Annotated in this window: 21 protein-coding genes; 11 read left to right on the top strand and 10 right to left on the bottom strand. The window is 72.1% G+C overall.

The annotated features are described in order from the left end of the window. Window positions 1–12 precede the first annotated feature (12 nt). The 3 genes from Q0116_RS02190 to Q0116_RS02200 all read right to left on the bottom strand — a co-directional run bounded on the left by Q0116_RS02190 (window position 13) and on the right by Q0116_RS02200 (window position 2,283). The gene (locus Q0116_RS02190; protein ID WP_297885085.1) at window positions 13–555 is read right to left on the bottom strand and encodes a dihydrofolate reductase; all 543 of its coding nucleotides are present in this window, start codon (window positions 553–555) and stop codon (window positions 13–15) included. Beyond that, complete coding sequence (thyA, locus tag Q0116_RS02195; RefSeq protein WP_297885087.1) at window positions 555–1,583, bottom strand: thymidylate synthase; 1,029 nt, start codon at window positions 1,581–1,583, stop codon at window positions 555–557. Before thyA ends, Q0116_RS02190 begins: the two co-directional genes overlap by 1 nt. 103 nt (window positions 1,584–1,686) lie before the next feature. Next, window positions 1,687–2,283 carry a metal-dependent hydrolase gene (locus Q0116_RS02200; protein ID WP_297885129.1) on the bottom strand — a complete coding sequence of 199 codons (597 nt, stop codon included), beginning with the start codon at window positions 2,281–2,283 and terminating at the stop codon, window positions 1,687–1,689. 143 nt (window positions 2,284–2,426) lie between these two features. On the opposite strand from Q0116_RS02200, the gene Q0116_RS02205 reads away from it, so the two are divergent. Together Q0116_RS02205 and Q0116_RS02210 are read left to right on the top strand one after the other, a co-directional pair. Next, window positions 2,427–3,509: an alanine--glyoxylate aminotransferase family protein gene (locus tag Q0116_RS02205; RefSeq protein WP_297885089.1), complete on the top strand. Its 1,083-nt coding sequence runs from the start codon at window positions 2,427–2,429 to the stop codon at window positions 3,507–3,509. Window positions 3,510–3,574: 65 nt separating this feature from the next. Beyond that, window positions 3,575–3,997 carry a hypothetical protein gene (locus Q0116_RS02210; protein WP_297885091.1) on the top strand — a complete coding sequence of 141 codons (423 nt, stop codon included), beginning with the start codon at window positions 3,575–3,577 and terminating at the stop codon, window positions 3,995–3,997. On the opposite strand, the gene Q0116_RS02215 is transcribed toward Q0116_RS02210, so the two are convergent. Then, window positions 3,957–4,166 (bottom strand): hypothetical protein, encoded by a 210-nt coding sequence (locus Q0116_RS02215; protein ID WP_297885093.1) that lies wholly within the window; start codon window positions 4,164–4,166, stop codon window positions 3,957–3,959. The genes Q0116_RS02210 and Q0116_RS02215 overlap by 41 nt on opposite strands. A gap of 111 nt (window positions 4,167–4,277) precedes the next feature. Here Q0116_RS02215 and Q0116_RS02220 point away from each other — a divergent pair, with 111 nt between their 5' ends. The 3 genes from Q0116_RS02220 (at window position 4,278) to Q0116_RS02230 (ending at window position 7,895) form a co-directional block, all read left to right on the top strand. Continuing rightward, window positions 4,278–5,264 (top strand): aldo/keto reductase, encoded by a 987-nt coding sequence (locus Q0116_RS02220; RefSeq protein WP_297885095.1) that lies wholly within the window; start codon window positions 4,278–4,280, stop codon window positions 5,262–5,264. Window positions 5,265–5,355: 91 nt separating this feature from the next. After that, window positions 5,356–6,927 carry a lipopolysaccharide biosynthesis protein gene (locus tag Q0116_RS02225; RefSeq protein WP_297885097.1) on the top strand — a complete coding sequence of 524 codons (1,572 nt, stop codon included), beginning with the start codon at window positions 5,356–5,358 and terminating at the stop codon, window positions 6,925–6,927. 56 nt (window positions 6,928–6,983) lie between these two features. Continuing rightward, complete coding sequence (locus tag Q0116_RS02230) at window positions 6,984–7,895, top strand: succinylglutamate desuccinylase/aspartoacylase family protein (RefSeq protein WP_297885099.1); 912 nt, start codon at window positions 6,984–6,986, stop codon at window positions 7,893–7,895. A 38-nt stretch (window positions 7,896–7,933) separates the two neighbouring features. Here the strand turns inward: Q0116_RS02230 and Q0116_RS02235 are convergent, their stop codons facing one another. The 3 genes from Q0116_RS02235 to Q0116_RS02245 form a co-directional block, all read right to left on the bottom strand. Continuing rightward, a complete protein-coding gene (locus Q0116_RS02235; RefSeq protein WP_297885101.1) occupies window positions 7,934–8,311 on the bottom strand; it encodes a DUF5811 family protein in 378 nt (125 codons plus the stop codon). A gap of 72 nt (window positions 8,312–8,383) precedes the next feature. Continuing rightward, entirely contained in the window at window positions 8,384–8,929 is a 546-nt protein-coding gene (locus Q0116_RS02240; protein WP_297885103.1) for a pyruvoyl-dependent arginine decarboxylase, read from the bottom strand. Window positions 8,930–9,011: 82 nt separating this feature from the next. Continuing rightward, complete coding sequence (locus tag Q0116_RS02245) at window positions 9,012–10,235, bottom strand: proteasome-activating nucleotidase (protein WP_297885104.1); 1,224 nt, start codon at window positions 10,233–10,235, stop codon at window positions 9,012–9,014. A 260-nt stretch (window positions 10,236–10,495) separates the two neighbouring features. Between Q0116_RS02245 and Q0116_RS02250 the strand changes: the two genes are divergently transcribed. Next, on the top strand, window positions 10,496–11,053 hold the full coding sequence (locus tag Q0116_RS02250; protein WP_297885107.1) for a response regulator: 558 nt from the start codon (window positions 10,496–10,498) through the stop codon (window positions 11,051–11,053). Between the two features lie 54 nt (window positions 11,054–11,107). On the opposite strand, the gene Q0116_RS02255 is transcribed toward Q0116_RS02250, so the two are convergent. After that, entirely contained in the window at window positions 11,108–11,392 is a 285-nt protein-coding gene (locus Q0116_RS02255; RefSeq protein WP_297885109.1) for an amphi-Trp domain-containing protein, read from the bottom strand. Window positions 11,393–11,503: 111 nt separating this feature from the next. Here Q0116_RS02255 and Q0116_RS02260 point away from each other — a divergent pair, with 111 nt between their 5' ends. Further along, the gene (locus Q0116_RS02260; protein WP_297885111.1) at window positions 11,504–11,899 is read left to right on the top strand and encodes a hypothetical protein; all 396 of its coding nucleotides are present in this window, start codon (window positions 11,504–11,506) and stop codon (window positions 11,897–11,899) included. Between the two features lie 24 nt (window positions 11,900–11,923). Here the strand turns inward: Q0116_RS02260 and Q0116_RS02265 are convergent, their stop codons facing one another. After that, on the bottom strand, window positions 11,924–13,003 hold the full coding sequence (locus tag Q0116_RS02265) for an aminopeptidase (RefSeq protein WP_297885113.1): 1,080 nt from the start codon (window positions 13,001–13,003) through the stop codon (window positions 11,924–11,926). A 152-nt stretch (window positions 13,004–13,155) separates the two neighbouring features. Between Q0116_RS02265 and Q0116_RS02270 the strand changes: the two genes are divergently transcribed. After that, the gene (locus Q0116_RS02270; protein WP_297885115.1) at window positions 13,156–14,142 is read left to right on the top strand and encodes a M48 family metallopeptidase; all 987 of its coding nucleotides are present in this window, start codon (window positions 13,156–13,158) and stop codon (window positions 14,140–14,142) included. Window positions 14,143–14,223: 81 nt separating this feature from the next. Here Q0116_RS02270 and Q0116_RS02275 read toward each other — a convergent pair whose 3' ends face one another. Further along, window positions 14,224–15,531, bottom strand: a complete 1,308-nt coding sequence (locus Q0116_RS02275; RefSeq protein ID WP_297885117.1) for an acetamidase/formamidase family protein — start codon at window positions 15,529–15,531, stop codon at window positions 14,224–14,226. Between the two features lie 310 nt (window positions 15,532–15,841). Between Q0116_RS02275 and nadA the strand changes: the two genes are divergently transcribed. The 3 genes from nadA to nadC all read left to right on the top strand — a co-directional run. Continuing rightward, entirely contained in the window at window positions 15,842–16,972 is a 1,131-nt protein-coding gene (gene nadA / locus Q0116_RS02280; RefSeq protein ID WP_297885119.1) for a quinolinate synthase NadA, read from the top strand. Between the two features lie 2 nt (window positions 16,973–16,974). Then, on the top strand, window positions 16,975–18,567 hold the full coding sequence (locus Q0116_RS02285) for an L-aspartate oxidase (protein WP_297885121.1): 1,593 nt from the start codon (window positions 16,975–16,977) through the stop codon (window positions 18,565–18,567). After that, on the top strand, window positions 18,567–19,363 hold a 797-nt coding region (gene nadC / locus Q0116_RS02290; RefSeq protein WP_297885123.1), incomplete at its 3' end, for a carboxylating nicotinate-nucleotide diphosphorylase. The genes Q0116_RS02285 and nadC, both read left to right, overlap by 1 nt.

Below are 19,363 nucleotides of genomic sequence, written 5' to 3' on the forward strand. Positions count from 1 at the left end.
TCTCGGCCTCGGTCACTCCGCCCCGGCGCGCTCGTAGGTGACGAACGCGAGGTCGCCCTCCGTCTCCCGCGCGCGCTCGGTCCACGCGTCGGCGTCCCACTCCGGGAACCGCGTGTCGCCCGCCGGCCGCTCGGGGATCTCGGTGATCACCATCCCGTCGGCGCGGCCGAGGAGCGCCTCGTAGACGGTCGCGCCGCCGATGACGTAGACGGTCTCGACGCCGCGTTCGGTCGCGTCCGCCGCGGCGCGAGAGACTGCCTCCTTGACGCCGCCCGCGACGACCGCGCCGTCCGGGAGGTCGGCGTCGTCGAGGGAGCGGGTCGTCAGCACGACGTTCGTCCGGTCGGGGAGGGGGCCGCCGATCCGGTCGGCGATGTCCTCGTACGTCTTCCGGCCGACGATCACCGGGTGGCCGGTCGTGAGCCGCTTGAAGTGCGACAGGTCCGCGGGGTAGTGCCACGGCATCCCGTCGTCGCCGCCGATCACGCCGTTCTCGGCGACGGCGGCCACGAGGACGAGGTCGGGGTCCGCGGAGCCGCGCTCGTCGTCCGTCATCACTCCGCGACCGCGAACGAGATGCCGTCCGCGGAGTCGTAGTCGACGACCGCGACGTCCTCGTGAGTGAGTTCGTCGAGCGGCTTGTCCGCGATCTCGATCCGCGGGCGGTCGCGCGGCGTCCGCGAGAGCTGTTCGAGCAGGCCGGGGACGTGGTCGTACCCCTCCTGGCCGTCGGGCTCGTCCGGCGCGGTGCGCTCGACCCAGCTCTTCACCTCGAGGTAGTCGTCCTTGCTCTCGACGTTCGCGAGCCGCTCTTGAACGTAGCGGAGGTTGTTCGCGTACCACTTCCCGCGGTCGCCGCGGCCGCAGTAGACGTGGGCGTCGACGACCGTGTGGCCGAACTCGCCGACCTCGAAGCCGGTCCGCTGGGCGAGCGCGTTCGCGAGCAGCGCGTACGCCGCGATGTTGAACGGGACGCCGAGCGCGATGTCGCCCGAGCGCTGCGTCAGGTGGAGGTTGAGCCGCCCGCCCTGGACGTTCACGACGAAGGTGTAGTGGCAGGGCGGCAGCGTGGAGACGGCGGCGTTCGCCGGGTGCCACGCGTTCACGACCATCCGGCGGGAATGGGGGTTCTCCTCGAGGGTGTCGAGGACGTACTGGATCTGGTCGAACGTGCGGCGCGTCGTGCCGTCGACGTCCTCCTCGACGGTGACCCAGCGGTCCGCGTCGTCGGGCCACGTCTCGCCCGGCAGTTCGGCGGCCGCTTCCGGGACCGGGTAGCGGCGCCAGAACCGCCCGTAGGCGGTGTCGAGCTTCCCCTCCTCGTCGGCCCACGCGTCCCAGATCTTCGTCTCCTCGCGGAGGTTGCGGATGTGCTCCTCGCCGGAGAGGTACCACAGCACCTCGTGGATGAGCGAGTTCCACCGGTAGCCGTCCATCTTCTTCGTGGTAAGGAGGGGGAACCCCTCCGCGAGGTCGACGGTGTACTGTCCGCTGAACGTCGCGATGGTGTCGACGCCGGTTCGGTTCGGCTTGTACGTGCCCGTCGAGAGCGCGTCGTCGACGAGGTCGAGGTACTGTTGCATTGTGGGTGCGCGCGCCGGGGCGAGCGGTCGCCGGCGCGGACTGTTACCGGGTCAAACGAGGCGCAGAAAGTAAGCGCATTGGTTCCCGGATCCCCCCGATAGATTATCGGTACCGCTCTGGGAGGTACGGGTCGACGACCGAGGGGAGCAGCGGGATCACGGCCGCCGCGATCTCCGCCAGGCGACGCCGGAGGACCGTGTACACGACCGCGACGGCCAGCGTGCCGATCACGATCTGGCGGAGCGGCGGGTCGACTAAGAGGAGCAGCGGGACCCCCAGCCCCACGGAGAGCGCGAGATCTTCGACCGCCCCGTCGTACCGGACGCCGCGGCGCGGGGCGACCCAGTCCTCCCGGTAGTGGTCGTACACCGCGCGGTCGGAGTTCCCCTCCCACGGGCGGAGCTCCAGCCCGCCGCCGTACATGTCGGCGACGCTGTGGAGGGCCGCACCGAGGAGCAGGAACGCGACCCCGACGGTGAGTTGGGAGGGGGCCACGAGCGCGGCGAGGACCGCCGGGGCCGCGAGCGCGGCGTAGTAGACCGGGTAGTGGAGCGTCTTGCGGTGGCCGACGTACATGTCGAGGTCCGGAACCAGTCCGCCGAGGAAGCCGGCGGCGAACCCGACCGGGGCCAGTTCCGGCGCGACGCGCACCAGCGGGGCCGCGAGCAGCATCCCCGCCAGCACGTGGGTCGGAAGCATCATCGTACCGGAACGCAGGCGACAGAAACTTATGAGCGTGTCGGCGCGCCGAGCGCGGGCCGCCCCCCGCGGAGCGGCCGCCTGAGGCGGCGCGGCGGCCGCGTCCGCGGTCCGTTTATATACCGTCGGCCGAACCGAGGCGTATGCTCATGACGCCGGGACCGACCGCGGTCCCCGAGCCGGTGCGCGAGGCGATGTCACGCGAGCTGATCAACCCCGACGTGGACCCCGCGTTCCGCGAGATATACGACCGCGTCACGGAGCGGCTGGCGACGGCATACGGGATCGACCCCGACGCCTCCGGATCCGACGCCCGCGACGTAGTCGTTCTCGGCGGCGAGGGGATCCTCGGGCTGGAGGCGGCGGTCGCGTCCCTCGTCGAGCCCGGGACCGAGGTGCTGTGCCTGGCGAACGGGCTCTACGGCGAGGGGTTCGCCGACTTCGTGGCGTCGTACGGCGGCGACCCGACCGTCGTCGCCGCGGAGCACGACGAGCCGCTGCCGCTCGACGCGCTCGACGAGGCGCTGGCGGCCGACGACGCCGACTTCGACGTCGCGACGATGGTCCACTGCGAGACGCCGACCGGCGCGCTCAACGACGTCGACGCCGCGCTCGACCGGATCGAGGCCGCCGACGCCGAGATCCTCACGGTCGTCGACGCCGTCTCCTCGCTCGGCGGCGTCTCGGTGCCGACGGAGCGGATCGACGTCTGTCTCGGCGCGTCCCAGAAGTGCTTCAGCGCGCCCCCGGGCCTCGCCACCGCCGCGGTGAGCGACCGCGCGTGGGCCGCGATGGAGGCGCGCGAGCCGCACTCGCTGTACGCGAACTTCCTCCCGTTCCGCGACGTGAGCGACGGCTTCCCGTACACGCACCTGACGACCGAGGTCGTCGCGCTCGACGAGGCCCTCGGGCTCCTGCTCGACGAGGGGCTCGACGCGGTCCGGGAGCGACACGCGGCGGCCGCGGCGCGGTGCCGCGAGCGCGGCGCGGAGCTGGGGCTCGAGACGGTGCCCGGCCCCGAGCGGAGTTCGCCGACGGTGACCGCCTTCGCGGTGCCCGGACGGGCCGAGTCGCTTCAGGAGCGGCTGCGCGAGGAACATGACGTCCTGCTCGCGACCGGGCTGGGCGACGGCGCGAGCGACGTTCTCCGCGTCGGCCACATGGGCCACAGCGCTCGGGTCGACCGCGTCGAGGAGACGATGGACGCGCTCGCGGCCGTCCTCTGACGGAGGGTGTGAACAGGACACAGACCGCCGGAACGCTGAAGCGTCGCGCCGCAGGGGCGTTGAATATGCCGTCGCCGCGCGAAGCGATGCGAGAGCGAGGGTGGACCGTCGAACACGTCCCGCACGAGGTGATCGCGGACTACAACGCCTGTTACCGGGTCGTCTACGAGGGGGAGCTCGTCTACCCCCCGGCCGCGGACGTGCTGGGAATCCCGGAGAACGAGGTGTGGGTCTCCGAGAAGTGGGCGAAGTACGACCGGTTCATCCTCTACCACGAGCTCAGGGAGATCGAACACCGGGCGGCGGGCCACGACAAGACCGCGGCACACGAGCGCGCCGAACGCGACGAGCGCTCGCTCTGGCTGGACGACCCCCGCTGGCGGGTGATGAACGCCGAGTGGGACGAGGGGCGCGCGCACCTCCCCTTCCCGAACGAGCGGGACGACCTCAGTCGACGGACCGCCGCAGCAGCAGCGCGAGCCCGGTGAGCGACACCGATATCCCGAACAGGATCACGCCGAGGTAGCCGACCGCGATCGACCCGATGTCCCGGATGTGCGAGTGGTACTCGTCGGTCACGTGCGCGTACAGCAGGAGGGTGCCGACCGCGCTGAGCAGGAGCCCGACCGCGTTCACCTTCAGTCCCGGCTTCGCCATGCTACGCGGGTCGTCCCGGGGCCCAATTAAAAGTGCGCGGTGAGGCGGGACGCCGCGGTCTCGCCGCCTCCGGAACGCCCTTGCCCCCGCCGCGACCAGTAGAGTACAGCCATGAATCACCGCGAACTCGGCGGCGTCGGCGCAGTCAGCGAGGTCGGCTACGGCGCGTGGGAGATCGGGAGCGACTGGGGCGAGGTCACCGAGGCGGAGGCGGTCGCGGCCGTCGAGGCCGCCCGCGAGGCCGGGATCGACTTCTTCGACACCGCCGACGTGTACGGCGACGGTCGCTCCGAGCGCATCCTCGGCGAGACGCTCGCGGACGAGATCGCGGCCGGCGACGTGACCGTCGCGACGAAGGCCGGCCGCCGGCTCGACCCGCACGAGCCCGACGGGTACACGGAGGCGAACCTCCGCCGGTTCGTCGACCGCTCGCGGGAGAACCTCGGCGTGGAGACGCTCGACCTGGTCCAGCTCCACTGCCCGCCGACGGACGTCTACTACCGGCCCGAGGCGTTCGACGCGCTCGCGACGCTCGAATCGGAGGGCCGGATCGACGCGTACGGCGTCAGCGTCGAGCGCGTCGAGGAGGGACTGAAGGCGATGGAGTTCCCGGGCGTCGAGAGCGTCCAGATCATCTTCAACCCGTTCCGACAGCGGCCCGCGGAGCTGTTCCTCGACGAGGCCGCCGCGCGCGGCGTGGGCGTCGTCTGTCGGGTGCCGCTCGCCTCGGGGCTCCTGACGGGCGCGCTCTCGCGCGACGACGAGTTCCCCGAGGACGACCACCGGAACTACAACCGCGACGGCGACGCCTTCGACGTGGGCGAGACGTTCGCCGGCGTCCCCTTCGAGGCGGGCCTCGACGCGGTCGACGCGCTCGACGATCGCCTGCCCGACGACCGGCCGCTGCCCGAGTTCGCGCTGCGTTGGATCCTCGATCACGACGCCGTCTCGACGGTGATCCCCGGGTCGACGACGCCGTCCCACGTCCGGGCGAACGCGGCCGCGAGCGAGGCCGCTCCCCTCGACGCCGCCGAGCGCGAGGTCGCGGCCGACGTCTACGACGAGCACGTCCGCGCGCACGTCCACCAGCGCTGGTAGGTCCCGACCGCGTGACTGCGGGGCCGAGCGGGTCGGCCGCGAAACGCGTCCCTTTTTTCGCGCGACCGCGACCGGATCGACAGAGACGACCGTGGAGAGCGAACGCGAAGGGAAGGCGGCGGAGTCCGACGAGGGGCCCGAGCCCGGCGAGATCCCCGACGACGAGCGCGAGGCGTTAGAGACCATCGCGCACGGCGCGGTGCTCACCTCCGGCGGGGTCGCCGGTCAGCGCGCGCTGATCGCGGCGGCCGAGTTCGCGCTGACCCGCGGGCTCGGGCCGACCGCCTACGGCGTGTACGCGCTCGCGTGGCGCATCGCGCAGCTGCTCTCCCGGCTGGTGACGTTCGGCAGCGTCCCCGCCATCCAGCGCTACCTCCCGGAGTACGCCGACGACGCGGGCCGGCGGGGCGCGGTCGCCGGCCTCGCGTACGCGACGACGATCGGCTTCGGGGTCGCGATCGCGGCCGGCGTCTGGCTCGCGGCCCCGGCGATAAACGCCCGCACGGTCACGGAGCCGGCGTTCGCGGGGACGATGCGCGCGTTCGGCGGGCTCGTCGGACTCCTGGGGGTCGTGATGGTCGCGTCCGCGATCTTCCGCGCGGTCGGGTCGGCGCGCGGCGAGATCCTCCTCAACAAGCTGCTCCGCCCGGCCGCCCGGCTCGTCGGCGCGCTCGCCGCGCTCGCGCTCGGCTACTCCGTCGTCGGCGTCGCGGGGGCGATCGTCGCCGCCGCCGGCCTGCTCGCCGCGGTCGCCGTCCCCCTCTCCGCCTCCGTCACCGGCGTCCGACCGACGCTCCGCGGCGCACGCGCCGAGGCGCGCCGCTTCTACGACCACGCGGTCCCGGTCGCGATGAGCAGCCTCGGGAAGGTGTTCCAGAACCGCGTCGACGTGCTGTTGGTCGGCGCGCTGCTGACGGCGACCGCGGCCGGCGTGTACAACGTCGTCCTCGTGGTGATCGCGGTCGCGTGGATCCCGCTCCTATCCTTCAACCAACTGCTCCCGCCGGTCGCCTCGGAGCTGTACGCGGACGACCGGACGGCGACGCTCAACGCGGTGTACAGCTCCGTCACGCGACAGATCGTCACCGCGGTCGTCCCGATCCTCGCCGTGCTGGTCGTGTACGGCCGGGAGATCCTCGCGCTGTTCGGCGAGACGTACGTCTCGGGGTACGGCCCCCTCGTCGTCTACCTCGGCGGCGTCTTCGTCGGGAGCGCCGTCGGCGCGACCGGCTGGCTCCTGATGATGACCGACCACCAGTACGCGCGGATGGCGCTCGACTGGCTGCTCGCGGTGCTCAACGTCGGGCTGACCTACGCGTTCGTCGTCCGGTACGGGCTCGTCGGCGCCGCGCTCGGCACGTCGCTCGCCATCGCGGTCCAGAACGCGATCCAGGTGGTCCTGCTGCGCCGCTTCGAGGGGCTGTGGCCGTTCGACCGGACCTTCCTCACGCCGCTCGCGGCCGGCGTCGTCGCCGTCGCCGTGATGTACGCGGTCCGGACGCTCCTGCCCGGTGGAACGGCGGTCCTCGTCGGTAGCGCGGTCGGGCTCGCGGCGTACGCGGGCTCGCTCCGGGTCCTCGGCGTGGACCCGCGCGACCGCTTCGTCGCGCGACGGCTGGCGCGGCGGTACCGGGCCGCGCTCGCGGAGCGGCTCGGTCGGTGAGCCCCCGCGACCGCGGATCGCGACGATTTATGGGCTGGCCGCGCCGTACCAACGATATGCAAACGATCGACCGCGAGTCGGCGGGGTCGGCTCGCGTCGCGATCGTCGGCGGGATCCACGGCGACGAGCCCGCCGGCGAACGGATAGTGCGGCGGATCGCGGACGAACTCCCGGCGCTCGACGAGGGTGAAGAGCGCGGCGACGGGGTCAAGGGGATCGTCCGGCTGATCGTCGCCAACGAGCGGGCGCTCGCGGCCGAGACGCGCTACACGGACGCGGACCTCAACCGCGCGTTCCCGGGCGACGCCGACAGCGACGAGTACGAGCGCGCGCTCGCGCCGCGGCTCACCGCCGCGTTAGAGGGGTTCGACGCCGTCCTCGCGCTCCACACCTCCCACAGCGCCCCGCCGCCGTTCGCCATCTTCAGCGACCTCACGGAGTCGGTCCGCCGTACCGTCACCGGGCTGCCGCTGGAGCACGTCGTGGACGCGAGCGGGCTGCGCTCGACCACGCTCGACTCCACGGTCCCGCACACCGTCTCGATCGAGGTGGGCCGACAGGGGAGCGAGGCGGCCGTCGAGTACGGGCACGAGGCGTGTCTCGCGTTCCTCCGCGTCCACGGCGCGCTCGCGGACGAGCCGCCGGCGTTCTCGGAGACGACCGTGGTGGAGGGCCGCGAGGAGGTGCCGAAGGGCGGCGGCGAGCCGCACGTCCACTACGCGAACTTCGAGGCGATCCCGGCGGGCGCGGTGTTCGCGGAGGACGACGTCCACACGCACCGCGTCGAGGAGCCGGGGCTGGTCCCGGTCCTCGCGAGCGAACGCGGGTACGACGACATCTTCGGCATGTACGGCCGCGTCACCGGCGTGCTGAAGCCGCCGGGGGAGGGCGAGCTGCGGGTGTACCCGCGCGACGAGACCGACGGGCGTCGCGACTCGGCGGCGAACGAAGCGGGCGGGGAGAACTGAGGGCGAGGAGCGGTCGAACCGAGTGCGCTAGCCGGGAGTCACTTCGCGGTCGGCGTTATGTCGCCGACTGCGTCCATCACCTGGACCGCCGCGCTGGCGGCCAGCCCGCGGGCGACCTCGTCGGTGTCGGACTCGGCGATGCCGGCGTCCAGGTCCTCCGGATCGGGGGTGAAGCCGGCCGAGACGGGGTGGCCGGCCGGGGGGTTGACGGCGACGGTCGCCTGCGGGCCGTTCGCGCCCACGGAGAGCTCGGAGCCGACGGCGTAGCTGTCGGGGAGATACGATTCCGTGCGCGATACGATGCCGGCGACCGCGCGCCGGAGCTGTTTTTCTTGGTCCGGAGAGAGGTCGACGGCCGCGGGCGAGCCCGCGTCCGTCACACCCGGTGCCCCGGCGTACGGGTTGTTGCCGTTCATTCGAAGACACGACACGTACGCGGAGCCGAGTCAAAAAGGCGTCGCCGCCGGCGACCGACCCCCCGGACGCCCCTACAGGATCGGCTCAGACTCGCCGTACGCGGCGATCACGACCGCGGTCGCGTAGCGGTCCGGCTCGGCGGCGACCGTCTCGACGCGCGTCTCGCGGTCGGGAAGGTCCCAGTCGCGGAGGTCGCTCCCGGCGTCGAGCCCGGCGTCGATCCCCTCGCGGACGTCCGCCGGGTCCTCGCCGGTCACCTCGTAGAAGAGCCCCGGTCCGGGGCCGGTCGCCCAGCCGAGCCCCGCCACCGCGTCGGGGTGGCGGCGGGGCGCGCGCTTCGACTCGGCGTCCTCGGCGCCAGAGCGGCCGCCCTCGCGGAAGTCGACCTCGTCGTCGGGGCCGATCGTCCGGCGGGCCTCGACGACGGTGAGCCGGTTGCCCGCGGGGCCGAGGGGCGGCGCCTCCGCGACCGCCTCGACGGTCGCCTCGGCGGGGACGACCGAGGAGACCGCCACGAGGTTGTAGTTGTGGAGGTTCGCGTCCGCGAGCGCGGCGTCGTAGGAGGCCATCGCCGTGTCGGCGACCCCGACGCCCCCGGCGACGTGGATGGTGTTCATCGACGACAGATCGGCGACCCGGGAGGTAAGGGGTTACGAACCGGACCGCTCGGAGGGCGACGACGGGACCGGAGGAGACGCCTCAGTACTGGTAGTTGATGACCTGCTCGTCTTCCTTGTCGGCGTCCTGGAGCTTGTCGCGGGCGCGTTCGAAGTCCTCCTGGGCCACCTCGGTGCGGCCGTCGCGGATGGCGAACATCCCGGCCTCCGTCGCCAGCGACGCGATGTCCGCGCCGCTGTACCCGTCGAGGTCGGCGGCGACGGTGCCGAGGTCGATGCCGGCCGCGACGTTCATGTCCTGCGTGTGGATCTCGAGGATGCGCCTGCGGCCCTCGGGGCCGGGCTCGGGCACCTCGATGAGGCGGTCGAAGCGGCCGGGACGGAGGATCGCCTCGTCGAGCATGTCGAAGCGGTTGGTCGCGGCCATGATCCGGATTTCGCCGCGGTCGTCGAACCCGTCCATCTCCGAGAGCAGCTGCATCATCGTCCGCTGGACCTCGGCGTCGCCCGAGGTCTTCGAGTCCGTCCGCTTGGCGGCGACGGCGTCGATCTCGTCGATGAAGATGACGGCGGGCTCGCGCTCGGCGGCGAGTTCGAAGAGGTCGCGGACGAGCCGCGCGCCCTCGCCGATGAACTTCCGGACGAGCTCGGAGCCGGCCATCTTGATGAACGTCGCGTTCGACTCGTTGGCGACCGCCTTCGCGAGCATCGTCTTCCCGGTGCCCGGCGGGCCGTGGAGCAGGACGCCGCTCGGCGGTTCGACGCCGACCGTCTCGAACTGCTCGGGGTTCTCGAGGGGGTCCTCGACGGCCTCGCGGACCTCCCGGATCTGGTCGTCGATCCCGCCGATGTCGGCGTAGGTGACGTCCGGGGACTCGGTGACCTCCATCGCCTGCGCCCGGGAGTCGGTCTCGTCGTCGAGCACCTGTTGGACCGCGAAGGAGTCGTTTATCGCGACGCGGTCGCCGGGGCGGAGGTCCTCGTCGAGCCGCGTGGCGGCCTGCGTCAGCACCTCCTGGTTGTTGCCGTGCTGTTTGATCACGACGCCGTCGTCGGTGATCTCCTCGACGGAGGCGATGTACAGCGAGGAGGTCTTCAGCACCTCGTTCTCGCGTTTCAGCTGCTCGACGTCGTCTTTCAGCTCGCCGCGGCGACCCTCGGCGTCCGCGAGCCGGGTTTCCAGTTCCTCGTTCACTTGGACGATCCGCCGGAAGTGCTGGCGGATCGCCTCCAGCCGCTCCGCGTCGCTCATCTCGGGGTCGAGCTCCAACCGCGGGCGGTCGGGCAGTGAGGGGCTGTGAGACATTCGTTATCCGGGATACGATGCGGGCGTAAATGTGCCTTTGGGTCACGGAGAGACCGTTGGATCGGCGAGACGACCGAGCGGCCGTCCGCGTCGCGAAGCGCCCGCGACCCCGCTCTGTACTGCGGTATCAGTTCTGATAAACGGGAGTCAACGTTTTAACCTGCGACGAACGGACCACGACGCATGGACGCACGAACGGCGGGCGGCCGCGCCGGTCCGGCGCTCGCAGATCGCGAGACGAGGACCCGGGGGCCCCTCCAATGACCGGAACTTCGGACGCGACCGTCCTCGCGGTCGACGACGAGCCGGACCTCGCGGAACTGTACCGGGTCTACCTCGACTCGGCCTACGACGTTCGGGTCGCGACGGGCGGCGACGAGGCGATCGATCTGATGGACGACGAGGTCGACGTGGTCCTCTTGGACCGCCGGATGCCCGACATGTCGGGCCACGAGGTGTTAAACGAGATCCGCGGCGAGGGGTACGACGCCCGCGTGGCGATGCTGACCGCGGTCGAGCCCGACGTCGACATCGTCGAGATGCCGTTCGACGACTACAAGACGAAGCCCGTCAGCAAGGAGGACCTGCTCACGCTCGTCGAGGTGCTCCTTCACCGCGCCGCGTTCGACGAGCGGAGTCAGGAGTTCTTCGCGCTCGCCTCGAAGAAGGCCGCGCTGGAGGCCACCGGCACGACCAACTCCGACGAGTACGAGGAGCTCATCGACCGGATGGAGTCCGTCCGGCTCGAGGTCGACGACACGCTCGATCACCTCTCCGCCCGGGACGCGTTCGTCGAGGTTCCCGGAAAAGTCCCGTAACGCGGGACGCAGCCGCCGGACCGGCCGCGACCGCCGCCGACTCCCGCCCGCTACCTACTCTATCTCCAGATCGCCGTCGCCGCTTCCGTCGCCGGCGTCCTCGTCCCACTCCAGTTCGAACTCGACGCTCAGCTCGCCCGGTCCCTCGGCGGGCCCCTCGCGCTCCGCCTTCACCTCGAAGGTCGGTCGCGCGGGCGGCTCCAGCGTCGTCGACTCGTCGCCGCGCGTGAGGGTGATCGCGTTCCCGGCGTCCAGCGAGTCCGCGACCGTCCGCAGGTACGCGGCGATCTCCTCGCGACTCCGACGGCTCTCCGACTTGAACAGGACTGTTTCGACCATACGTCGGTGTAGGGGCCCTCCGGATATAAACACCGTCGCGGGACCCACGGCGCGGGACGGCGGCGGCGTCGCCCCCGATCGTTTTGTGCCGCGCCGCCGAACGCACACCCCGTGTCACTCCCCGACTCGCTCCGAACGGTCGTCGCCGTCGCCGTCTACTGGTCGGCGATCGCGCTCGGGGGAAGCGTTCTCCTCCCGGACCCGACGAGCCCGCTCGTCGCGGTCCCGGTCGTGGGCGGCGGCGCGGTCGTCGCGCACGCCGCGCGGACCGACCGGCTGGTCCCGCTCGGGTACGCGGTGGGGACGATGTGGCTCGCCTTGCTCGCGCTGTCGGTCGGCACCGGCGTCGTCGACGTCGTCGCGCCGCCGGCCGGCGAGATCGCGCCGCTGGCCGACTACCCGGGGATCGCCGCGATCGGCACGGTCGGACTGTTGACCGTCCTCGTGCTCGCGTACGCGGCGTTCATCCGATGGACCGCGGAGCGCGACGGGGAGGAAGCGGAGTGAGAGCGCGCGGGACCGGCCGGGTCGTCAGAACCCGTCCTCGAAGACGAAGGTGCCGTCGCGCTGGACGACCTCGCCGTCGACCTCGATGACCGAGTCCTCGCTCATGTCGACGATCATGTCGACGTGCTCGGCGGACTCGTTGACCGCGTTCTCCTCGCCGACCGTCTCGGGGTAGGCGGAGCCGACCGCCATGTGGACGGTGTCGCCCATCTTCTCGTCGAACAGCATGTTGTAGGTGAACCGGTCGATCTGGCGGTTCATCCCGATGCCGAGCTCGCCGAGGTGACGCGAGCCCTCGTCCGTGTCGAGGATGCCGGTGAGGAGGTCCTCGTTGCGCTCGGCGGAGTGCGAGACGACCTCGCCGTCCTCGAACCGGAGCCTGACGCCGTCGATCTCGCGGCCGTAGCGGTACAGCGGGAGGTCGAAGTGGACCTCGCCGTCGACGCCGTCGCGCGTCGGCGCGGTGAACACCTCGCCGCCGGGGAGGTTCGCCTCGCCTTGGTCGTTGAGCGTGGAGTTACCCGACACGTCGAGCGTGAGGTCGGTCTCGTCGCCCGACTTGATGCGGACCTCGTCGGCCGCGTCGAGGATCTCGACCATGTTCGACTGGAACTCGCGCTGTTCGTCCCAGTCCAGCGAGACGGCGTCCCACACGAAGTTCTCGTACGCCTCGGTGCTCATCCCGGCGAGCTGGGCGTGGCTCGCGGTCGGGTACTGCGTGAGACACCACGTCTTCGAGAGCCGCGTCCGCTTGACGTCCTCCATCGCGCGGTTGTACGCGGCGTTCGTCTCGGGGTCGACGTCGGCGTCCTCGGTGGCGTTCGCGCCGCCGCGCGCGATGACGAAGACGTCGGCCTCCTCGTAGAGCGCGCGGCGGTGGCTCGGCTCGGTGAACTCCTCCGAGGAGCGCTTGAAGGCGCGCTGCGCGCGCTTCGAGTAGTTGAGGTAGATCGGGTTCGCCCCGCGGTCGCCGCAGACCTCGTGGAGCGCGACCGCCAGGTCCTCGGCCTCCTTCGGCATCTGGATGACCACGTCGTCGCCCGACTCGATGCCGGTGGAGTGGTCGGCGATGATCTCGGCGTGCTCGCGTACGCGTGCGTCCATGACTACCGGTTTCGCGGCCGGGGAATTACCGCTTTTCCTTCCGGCGGGACGGGCGGGGGAGCCCGGACCGGCGGGGCCGGAGCGACGGCCCTCACCGACCGTCCGGGCGGTCGGCCGCAACGCGTTTGCCCGGCCGCCGCGTAGTTCCGACCATGTCTCGGCTCGCGTTCCGCGCGGCCGCGGCGGCCGTCGGCGTCGGCCTGCTCGTGGTGTACCTGGCCGCGGCGCTGTTCGTCGCCGACCTGCTGCGCGCGGTCTGGGCCGCCCGGCCGGACCTCCCGGTCCTCCTCGCGCTCCTCGCCGCGACCGCGCTCGCGTCGGCGTACCTCAGCTACCGGCTCGGCACCGCGCAGATCCTCGCGAACCTCGAGGGCGACCGCGTCCCCCGGGAGCGGGCCCCCGACCTCCACCGGCGGATCGACTCGCTCGCGGCGCGGATGGACGTCGAGCGCCCGGCGCTGTACGTCACCGACGCCCGCGCGCCGAACGCGTTCGCGGTCGGCGGCGGGAGCGACGGCGGCGCGCTGGTGATCGACCGGTCGCTGTTCCGGCTGCTCGCCCCCCGGGAGGTCGAAGCGATATTCGCGCACGAGCTGGCGCACCTGGAGGGGAACGACGGCCTCGCGATCGCGATGGCCGACGGGGTCGGCCGCTCGCTGGTCGGGTTCGCCACCGTGGCCGCGCTCCCGGCGCTGCTCGCGCTGTCGGGGCTCGCGGCCGCCTCGGCGTGGATCCGCGGACGGCCGGGCGACCGGTCCGGCTCCTTCGCGCGGCTCCACCGGGCGCTCGCGGGCGCGCTGTTCGCCGGGTTCGTCCTCGCGACGCTCGTCGCGCGGTCGCGCTCGCGCAGGCGGGAGTTCGCGGCCGACGACCGCGCGGCGGAGGTGACCGGCGACCCGGTGGCGCTCGCGCGGGCGCTGCGCCGGATCGAGCGCGCCACCGACCCGACGTGGTCGTTCGCGCCGTTCTCGACGAACAAGCGGACCGACGAGGCGGCCGAGCGCTGGCTGTCGACCCACCCGTCGACGGACGAGCGCGTCGAGCGGCTGCGCGAGCTGGCCGAGTCGCAGGGCCCGACGCGGCGGATCCCGGCGGGGCCATCGCGGGCGGCCGGCAGACCGGGACGGTCGCGGCGGTGAGCGACCGCCCGCGACGTCGACCGGGCGCTGCGAGGCGGGGCGGGGCGGACGCCGCGAGGCGGAGCGGACGCTACGGCGCCGCTACAGGTCGTACTGTTCGCGCGTCACGTCGTCGAGGCCGGAGTCCGCCAGCACGTCCGCCGGCACGAGCATGTCGAGCTGGACGACGCCCGGGAGCCGGCCGATCTGGACCCCGCCGGTGAACGTACACCGGGCGCGGACCTCGCCCTCGCTCATGTCGAGGAGCGTCCCGGCGCGGTCGAAGGCGTTCTGCGTGGCGTCGTTGACGGTCGCGCCGGAGCCGATCACCTGGATCGGGGCGGCGTCGGTGTCGACGTCGACGCCGTGTTCCGCACCAAGCGCCTCGCCCGCCGCGGCCTCCTCCTCGCTGTACGGCGCGCTGATGAACGGGAGGTCCTCCGCGTTCGGGAGGAGGACGGGCCCGTCGAGGTCGACGTCGTCGATCACCTCGACGTCCATCGTGACCGTCCCGCTCACGTCAGTGGTGTGCAAGGAGAGCTCGCCGTCGCCCTGGTTCGCGTGGAGGTCGCCGACGTAGATCCCGCCGCCGTCGACGACGACCGGGCAGATCAGCGTCGCGCCCGCCCGGACCTCGGGGACGTCCATGTGGCCGTCGGTGCGCAGGTCGAGGTCGGCCTCGGTCTCGACGCCGTAGTCGTGGTCGGCGCCGATGAGGTTCTGCCCGAAGTCGCCGGCGTTGTGCGAGTCGGGCATCGTGACCGGCGGGGTGGTCCCGATGTTCCCGATGAACGGCCGCAGGCGACCGAGCGTGCCGGGCATCTCGTCCGGCTCGTACAGCAGGATCGGGTGTTGCCGGGCGTTCTCGGGGATGTCCATCACGCGCTCGGCGTCGGTCGCGAGCTCGTGGGCGCCGTCCTTATCGAGGGTGATCCCGACCGCGTTCTCGTGGTCGAACGCGACGGTGTAGCCGTACTCGAAGCCGAACGAGGAGGCGTTCGCGCCGCACTCGGCACAGCGGATCGCGTCCTCGCCGGTGCCCTCGACGACGGAGTCCGGCCACGTCGCGCCGCACTCGGGACAGCGGTGGTCGACGAACGGGTCGTCGCCGAACGCCTCGTCGCGCTCCGCCATCGACCCCGTGCTGGTCGCCATGCTCGTCACCTCCACGTCGCGGATGTGGATCGCGACGGCGTCGCCGACCTCGGCACCCTCGACGCGGATCGGTCGCGTCACCTCGTGGCCCCCGCGGAACGACGGCGTCACCATCGGCCCCCAACAGCCCGGCGGCGTGTACGTCTGTACCGTCCCGCCGTCGGCGACCGTGCCCGCCCACTCCTGGTCGGGCCCGACGAGGCCGAGCGTGTACTGGTCGACGTACAGCTCCTCTTGAACGCCTTGCTGTGACATGTCGTACGTTGGTACGGAGTGGCACGGCATAATCGTGCCGCTCGCGGCCCCGAGCGCCGGGACCGGCGACCGGCGGTCCGCGGGGAACTCGACCGCGACGCGCGGTCGCGACGTCCCCGCTTCCAGTTTCGAGACGACGGGGCCGCGATACCGAGAAGGACCCTCTGCCCGGCGCGAAGGCGGCGACGAGCGGCGGTACAGGCGATTCGATACGCGTCTGTAAGACAATTCACTCAATCACGAGCGCTTGTTGAAGACAAAATCTTTTCAACACGCAGTCGTACAGATTAGAGTACGAAGGTATCCGACTATGCCAGCAATGGAAACCGCTGAGTTCGATACCGATCTCAGTCTGTTCAAATACGACGATCTCGAACAGCTTCCGCCGGAATACCGAACGCTCGAAGAGGACGAGCGAACGGAGCGCATCGAGGCGGCCCTGGAGACGCTCGGTGACGACGTGGTGATCTTGGGCCACAACTACCAGCGGCGGGAGATCGTCGAGCACGCGGACTTCGTCGGCGACTCCTACCAGCTGAGCAAGGAGGCCGCGAACGCCGACGCGGAGTACGTGATCTTCGGGGGCGTGACGTTCATGGCCGAGTCCGCGGACATCATCACGGACCCCGACCAGCGCGTCATCCTCCCCAGCATGGAGGCGTCCTGCCCGATGGCCGGGATGGCCGAAGCGCTCCAAGTCGACGCGGCGTGGGCGGAGCTCACCGCGGCGACGGACGCCGACATCGTGCCGGTGACGTACATGAACAGCTACGCCGACCTCAAGGCGTTCTGCGCGGAGCAGGGCGGGCTCGTCTGCACGTCCTCGAACGCCCACGACGCGTTCGAGTACGCCCTCGACGAGGGCGACAAGGTGCTGTTCCTCCCCGACAAACACCTCGGGGAAAACACCGCCCACCGGCTGGGACTGGAAGGCGAGGTCGCCGAGTGGGACCCGTGGGACGCCGCGTCGGCGGACGCGGGCGAGGTCGTCGAGAGCGACGTGATCCTGTGGGACGGCTACTGTCAGGTTCACGAGCGCTTCCGGGCCTCGCACGTCGAGCAGGTCCGCGACGAGCACGACGACGTCAGCGTCGTCGTCCACCCAGAGTGCCGCCGCGAGGTCGTCGAGGCGGCCGACGTGGTCGGGTCGACGGCGACGATCTGCGAGACGGTCGCGAACGCCGACCCCGGCGACACGTGGGCGATCGGGACGGAGATCCACCTCGCGCAGCACCTCCAGCGGTGGCACCCCGAGGTGAACGTCGTCCCGCTCTGCGGCGACGCCTGTATGGACTGTAACGCGATGCGGCAGATCGACCCCAACTACCTGACGTGGGTCCTCGAGGAGCTGGTCGCGGGCCGCGAGCCTAACGTCGTCGAGGTCGCGCCCGAGGAGAAGGAGCTCGCGCGGGTCGCGCTCGACCGGATGCTGGAGATCTGACGATGGCGGGACACGAGACCACCGACGTGCTCGTCGTCGGGGCCGGAATCGGCGGGCTGGCCGCCGCGCTCGCCGCGGTCCGCGAGGGCCGGGACGTCCTCGTCGCCACGAAGTCGACCCGCCCGGAGGGGGCGTCGTCGTGGTGGGCGCAGGGCGGGATCGCCGTCGCCCGCGACGACCCGGCGCAGTTTCGGCGGGACATCGTCGCGGCCTCCGACGGCACGGCCGACCTCGACGCCGTCGAGACGCTCGTCGAGAACGCGAACGAGGCGGTGTCCGACGTGCTCGTCGACACGCTGGACGTGTCGTTCGACGGCGACGCGGACCCGAGCGACGGCCCGGACGGAACGCCGGCAGCGGCCGGAGCGACCGGATCGAGCCTGACCGGCGGCGGCGGCTTCGACTTCGGCCGCGAGGCCGCGCACAGCGAGGACCGGATCCTCCACGTGGGCGCGGCGACGGGCAAGCACGTCCACGTCCCCTTCCTGAACCACCTCGACGACCGGGACGGCGTGGAGATCCGGACCGACGCCGCCGCCTTGGAACTGATCCGCCACGAGGGGCGGATCCACGGTGCCGTGGTCGAGTCCGGGGGCGAGCGCGAGCCCGTCTACGCCGGCGCGACGGTGCTGGCGACCGGCGGGATCGGCGACCTGTTCCCGCGCTCGACGAACCCCGCGGGGTCCACCGGCGACGGGATCGCGATGGCCGCGCTCGCCGGAGCGGACGTGACGGACATGGAGTACGTCCAGTACCACCCGACGGCGTACGCGGCCGACGCCGACGGGGACGGCTTCCTCGTCAGCGAGGCGGTCCGGGGCGAGGGCGCGGTCCTGCGGAACGGCGACGGCGAGCGGTTCATGCCCGGCTACCACGAGGACGCCGAGCTGGCCCCCCGCGACGTGGTCTCGCGGGCGGTCGCCGCCGAGCGCCGGGCCACCGGCGAGGTGCGGCTGGACGTGAGCCCGCTCGACTTCGCCGGCGAGTTCCCCGGGCTCGCCGAGAAGTGCGCGGACCGGGGCGTCGACCCGACCGACGGCGTTCCGGTCGCGCCGGCCGAGCACTTCCTCTGCGGCGGCGTCGCCGTCGACGACCGCGGGCGGACGAGCCTCGACGGGCTCTACGCCGTCGGCGAGTGCGCGCGTACCGGGCTCCACGGCGCGAACCGGCTCGCGTCGACGAGCCTCCTCGAGGGGCTCGTCTGGGGGCTCCGCGCCGGCGCGGACGCGTCCCGCGGCGGCGACGACGCCGAACGCGTCGACCCGCCGGCGCTCTCGGACCGCGACCCCGCCCTCCCGGACGACTTCGCCCGGCAGAAGTTCCGGCGGCTGCGGCGCGTGATGGACGAGTGCGTCGGCATCGAGCGCGACCCGGCCGAGCTGCGGCGCGCGCTCGGCGTCCTCCGACGACTGAAGGGCGAGGTCGACTCCTACGTGCGGACCCGGACCTCCCGCTCGCTGTACGAGCTCCGCAACGCGACCGTGACGGGGCTGTTGGTGACCCGGCACGCGCTGGCGAACGACGAGAGCGTCGGGACGCACTACCGACTCGACGAGGGCGAGGCGACGGACCCCCGCCCGACGGCCGACGACTGATGCTCACCGACAGCGACGTCGAGCGGTGGCTGCGCGAGGACGTGGGCCACCACGACGTGACCAACGACGTGCCCGGCGAGACGACCGGCCGGCTCGTCGCCAAGGAGTCCGGCGTCGCGGCGGGGGTCGACGCCGCGACCGCGGTGTTCGACTACCTCGACGTCGACGTGACAGAGCGCGTCGCGGACGGCGCCGGCGTCGCCCCCGGCGACGCCCTGTTGCGCGTTCGGGGTCCGGCGACGGCGGTCCTCCGCGGCGAGCGCGTCGCCGTGAACGTCGCGGCCCACGCCTCGGGCGTCGCGACGGCGACCGACGCCGCGGTCGCGGCCGCCCGCGAGGTCGACGACGACGTCCGGGTCGCGGCGACTCGCAAGACGACGCCCGGGCTCCGCGGGGTCGAGAAGCGCGCGGTCGCGGCCGCCGGCGGCGACACCCATCGGCTCGACCTCTCGCACATGGTCATGGTCAAGGACAACCACGTCGCGGAGCTGGGGCTGACGGAGGCGATAGAGCGCTTCCGCGAGCGCGCCTCCTTCGCGACGAACGTCGAGGTCGAGGTCGAGGGCCCGGACGCCGCCGCGCGCGCCGCCGCTGCCGGCGCCGACGTCGTCCTCCTCGACAACATGACGCCCGCCGAGACGGCGGCCGCAGTGGACCGCGTGCGGGGCCGTGACGCCGACGCGCTGACCGAGGCCTCGGGCGGGATCACCGTCGAGACCGTCCCGGACTACGCCGCGACGGGCGTGGACGTGATCTCGATGGGCGGGCTCACGCACTCCGCGCCGGCGCTCGACCT

This window comes from uncultured Halorubrum sp., assembly GCF_937146585.1.
GTDB lineage: Archaea > Halobacteriota > Halobacteria > Halobacteriales > Haloferacaceae > Halorubrum > Halorubrum miltondacostae.

Coding starts and splice junctions, on each gene's coding strand:
- Q0116_RS02210 (WP_297885091.1), top strand. CDS start 3,575: ATGCCGTCGCCGCGCGAAGCGATGCGAGAGCGAGGGTGGACCGTCGAA.
- nadA (WP_297885119.1), top strand. CDS start 15,842: ATGCCAGCAATGGAAACCGCTGAGTTCGATACCGATCTCAGTCTGTTC.
- Q0116_RS02240 (WP_297885103.1), bottom strand. CDS start 8,929: ATGAACACCATCCACGTCGCCGGGGGCGTCGGGGTCGCCGACACGGCG.
- Q0116_RS02190 (WP_297885085.1), bottom strand. CDS start 555: ATGACGGACGACGAGCGCGGCTCCGCGGACCCCGACCTCGTCCTCGTG.
- Q0116_RS02245 (WP_297885104.1), bottom strand. CDS start 10,235: ATGTCTCACAGCCCCTCACTGCCCGACCGCCCGCGGTTGGAGCTCGAC.
- Q0116_RS02265 (WP_297885113.1), bottom strand. CDS start 13,003: ATGGACGCACGCGTACGCGAGCACGCCGAGATCATCGCCGACCACTCC.
- Q0116_RS02285 (WP_297885121.1), top strand. CDS start 16,975: ATGGCGGGACACGAGACCACCGACGTGCTCGTCGTCGGGGCCGGAATC.
- Q0116_RS02215 (WP_297885093.1), bottom strand. CDS start 4,166: ATGGCGAAGCCGGGACTGAAGGTGAACGCGGTCGGGCTCCTGCTCAGC.
- Q0116_RS02220 (WP_297885095.1), top strand. CDS start 4,278: ATGAATCACCGCGAACTCGGCGGCGTCGGCGCAGTCAGCGAGGTCGGC.
- thyA (WP_297885087.1), bottom strand. CDS start 1,583: ATGCAACAGTACCTCGACCTCGTCGACGACGCGCTCTCGACGGGCACG.
- Q0116_RS02235 (WP_297885101.1), bottom strand. CDS start 8,311: ATGAACGGCAACAACCCGTACGCCGGGGCACCGGGTGTGACGGACGCG.
- Q0116_RS02230 (WP_297885099.1), top strand. CDS start 6,984: ATGCAAACGATCGACCGCGAGTCGGCGGGGTCGGCTCGCGTCGCGATC.
- Q0116_RS02250 (WP_297885107.1), top strand. CDS start 10,496: ATGACCGGAACTTCGGACGCGACCGTCCTCGCGGTCGACGACGAGCCG.
- Q0116_RS02270 (WP_297885115.1), top strand. CDS start 13,156: ATGTCTCGGCTCGCGTTCCGCGCGGCCGCGGCGGCCGTCGGCGTCGGC.
- Q0116_RS02205 (WP_297885089.1), top strand. CDS start 2,427: ATGCTCATGACGCCGGGACCGACCGCGGTCCCCGAGCCGGTGCGCGAG.
- Q0116_RS02275 (WP_297885117.1), bottom strand. CDS start 15,531: ATGTCACAGCAAGGCGTTCAAGAGGAGCTGTACGTCGACCAGTACACG.
- Q0116_RS02255 (WP_297885109.1), bottom strand. CDS start 11,392: ATGGTCGAAACAGTCCTGTTCAAGTCGGAGAGCCGTCGGAGTCGCGAG.
- Q0116_RS02200 (WP_297885129.1), bottom strand. CDS start 2,283: ATGCTTCCGACCCACGTGCTGGCGGGGATGCTGCTCGCGGCCCCGCTG.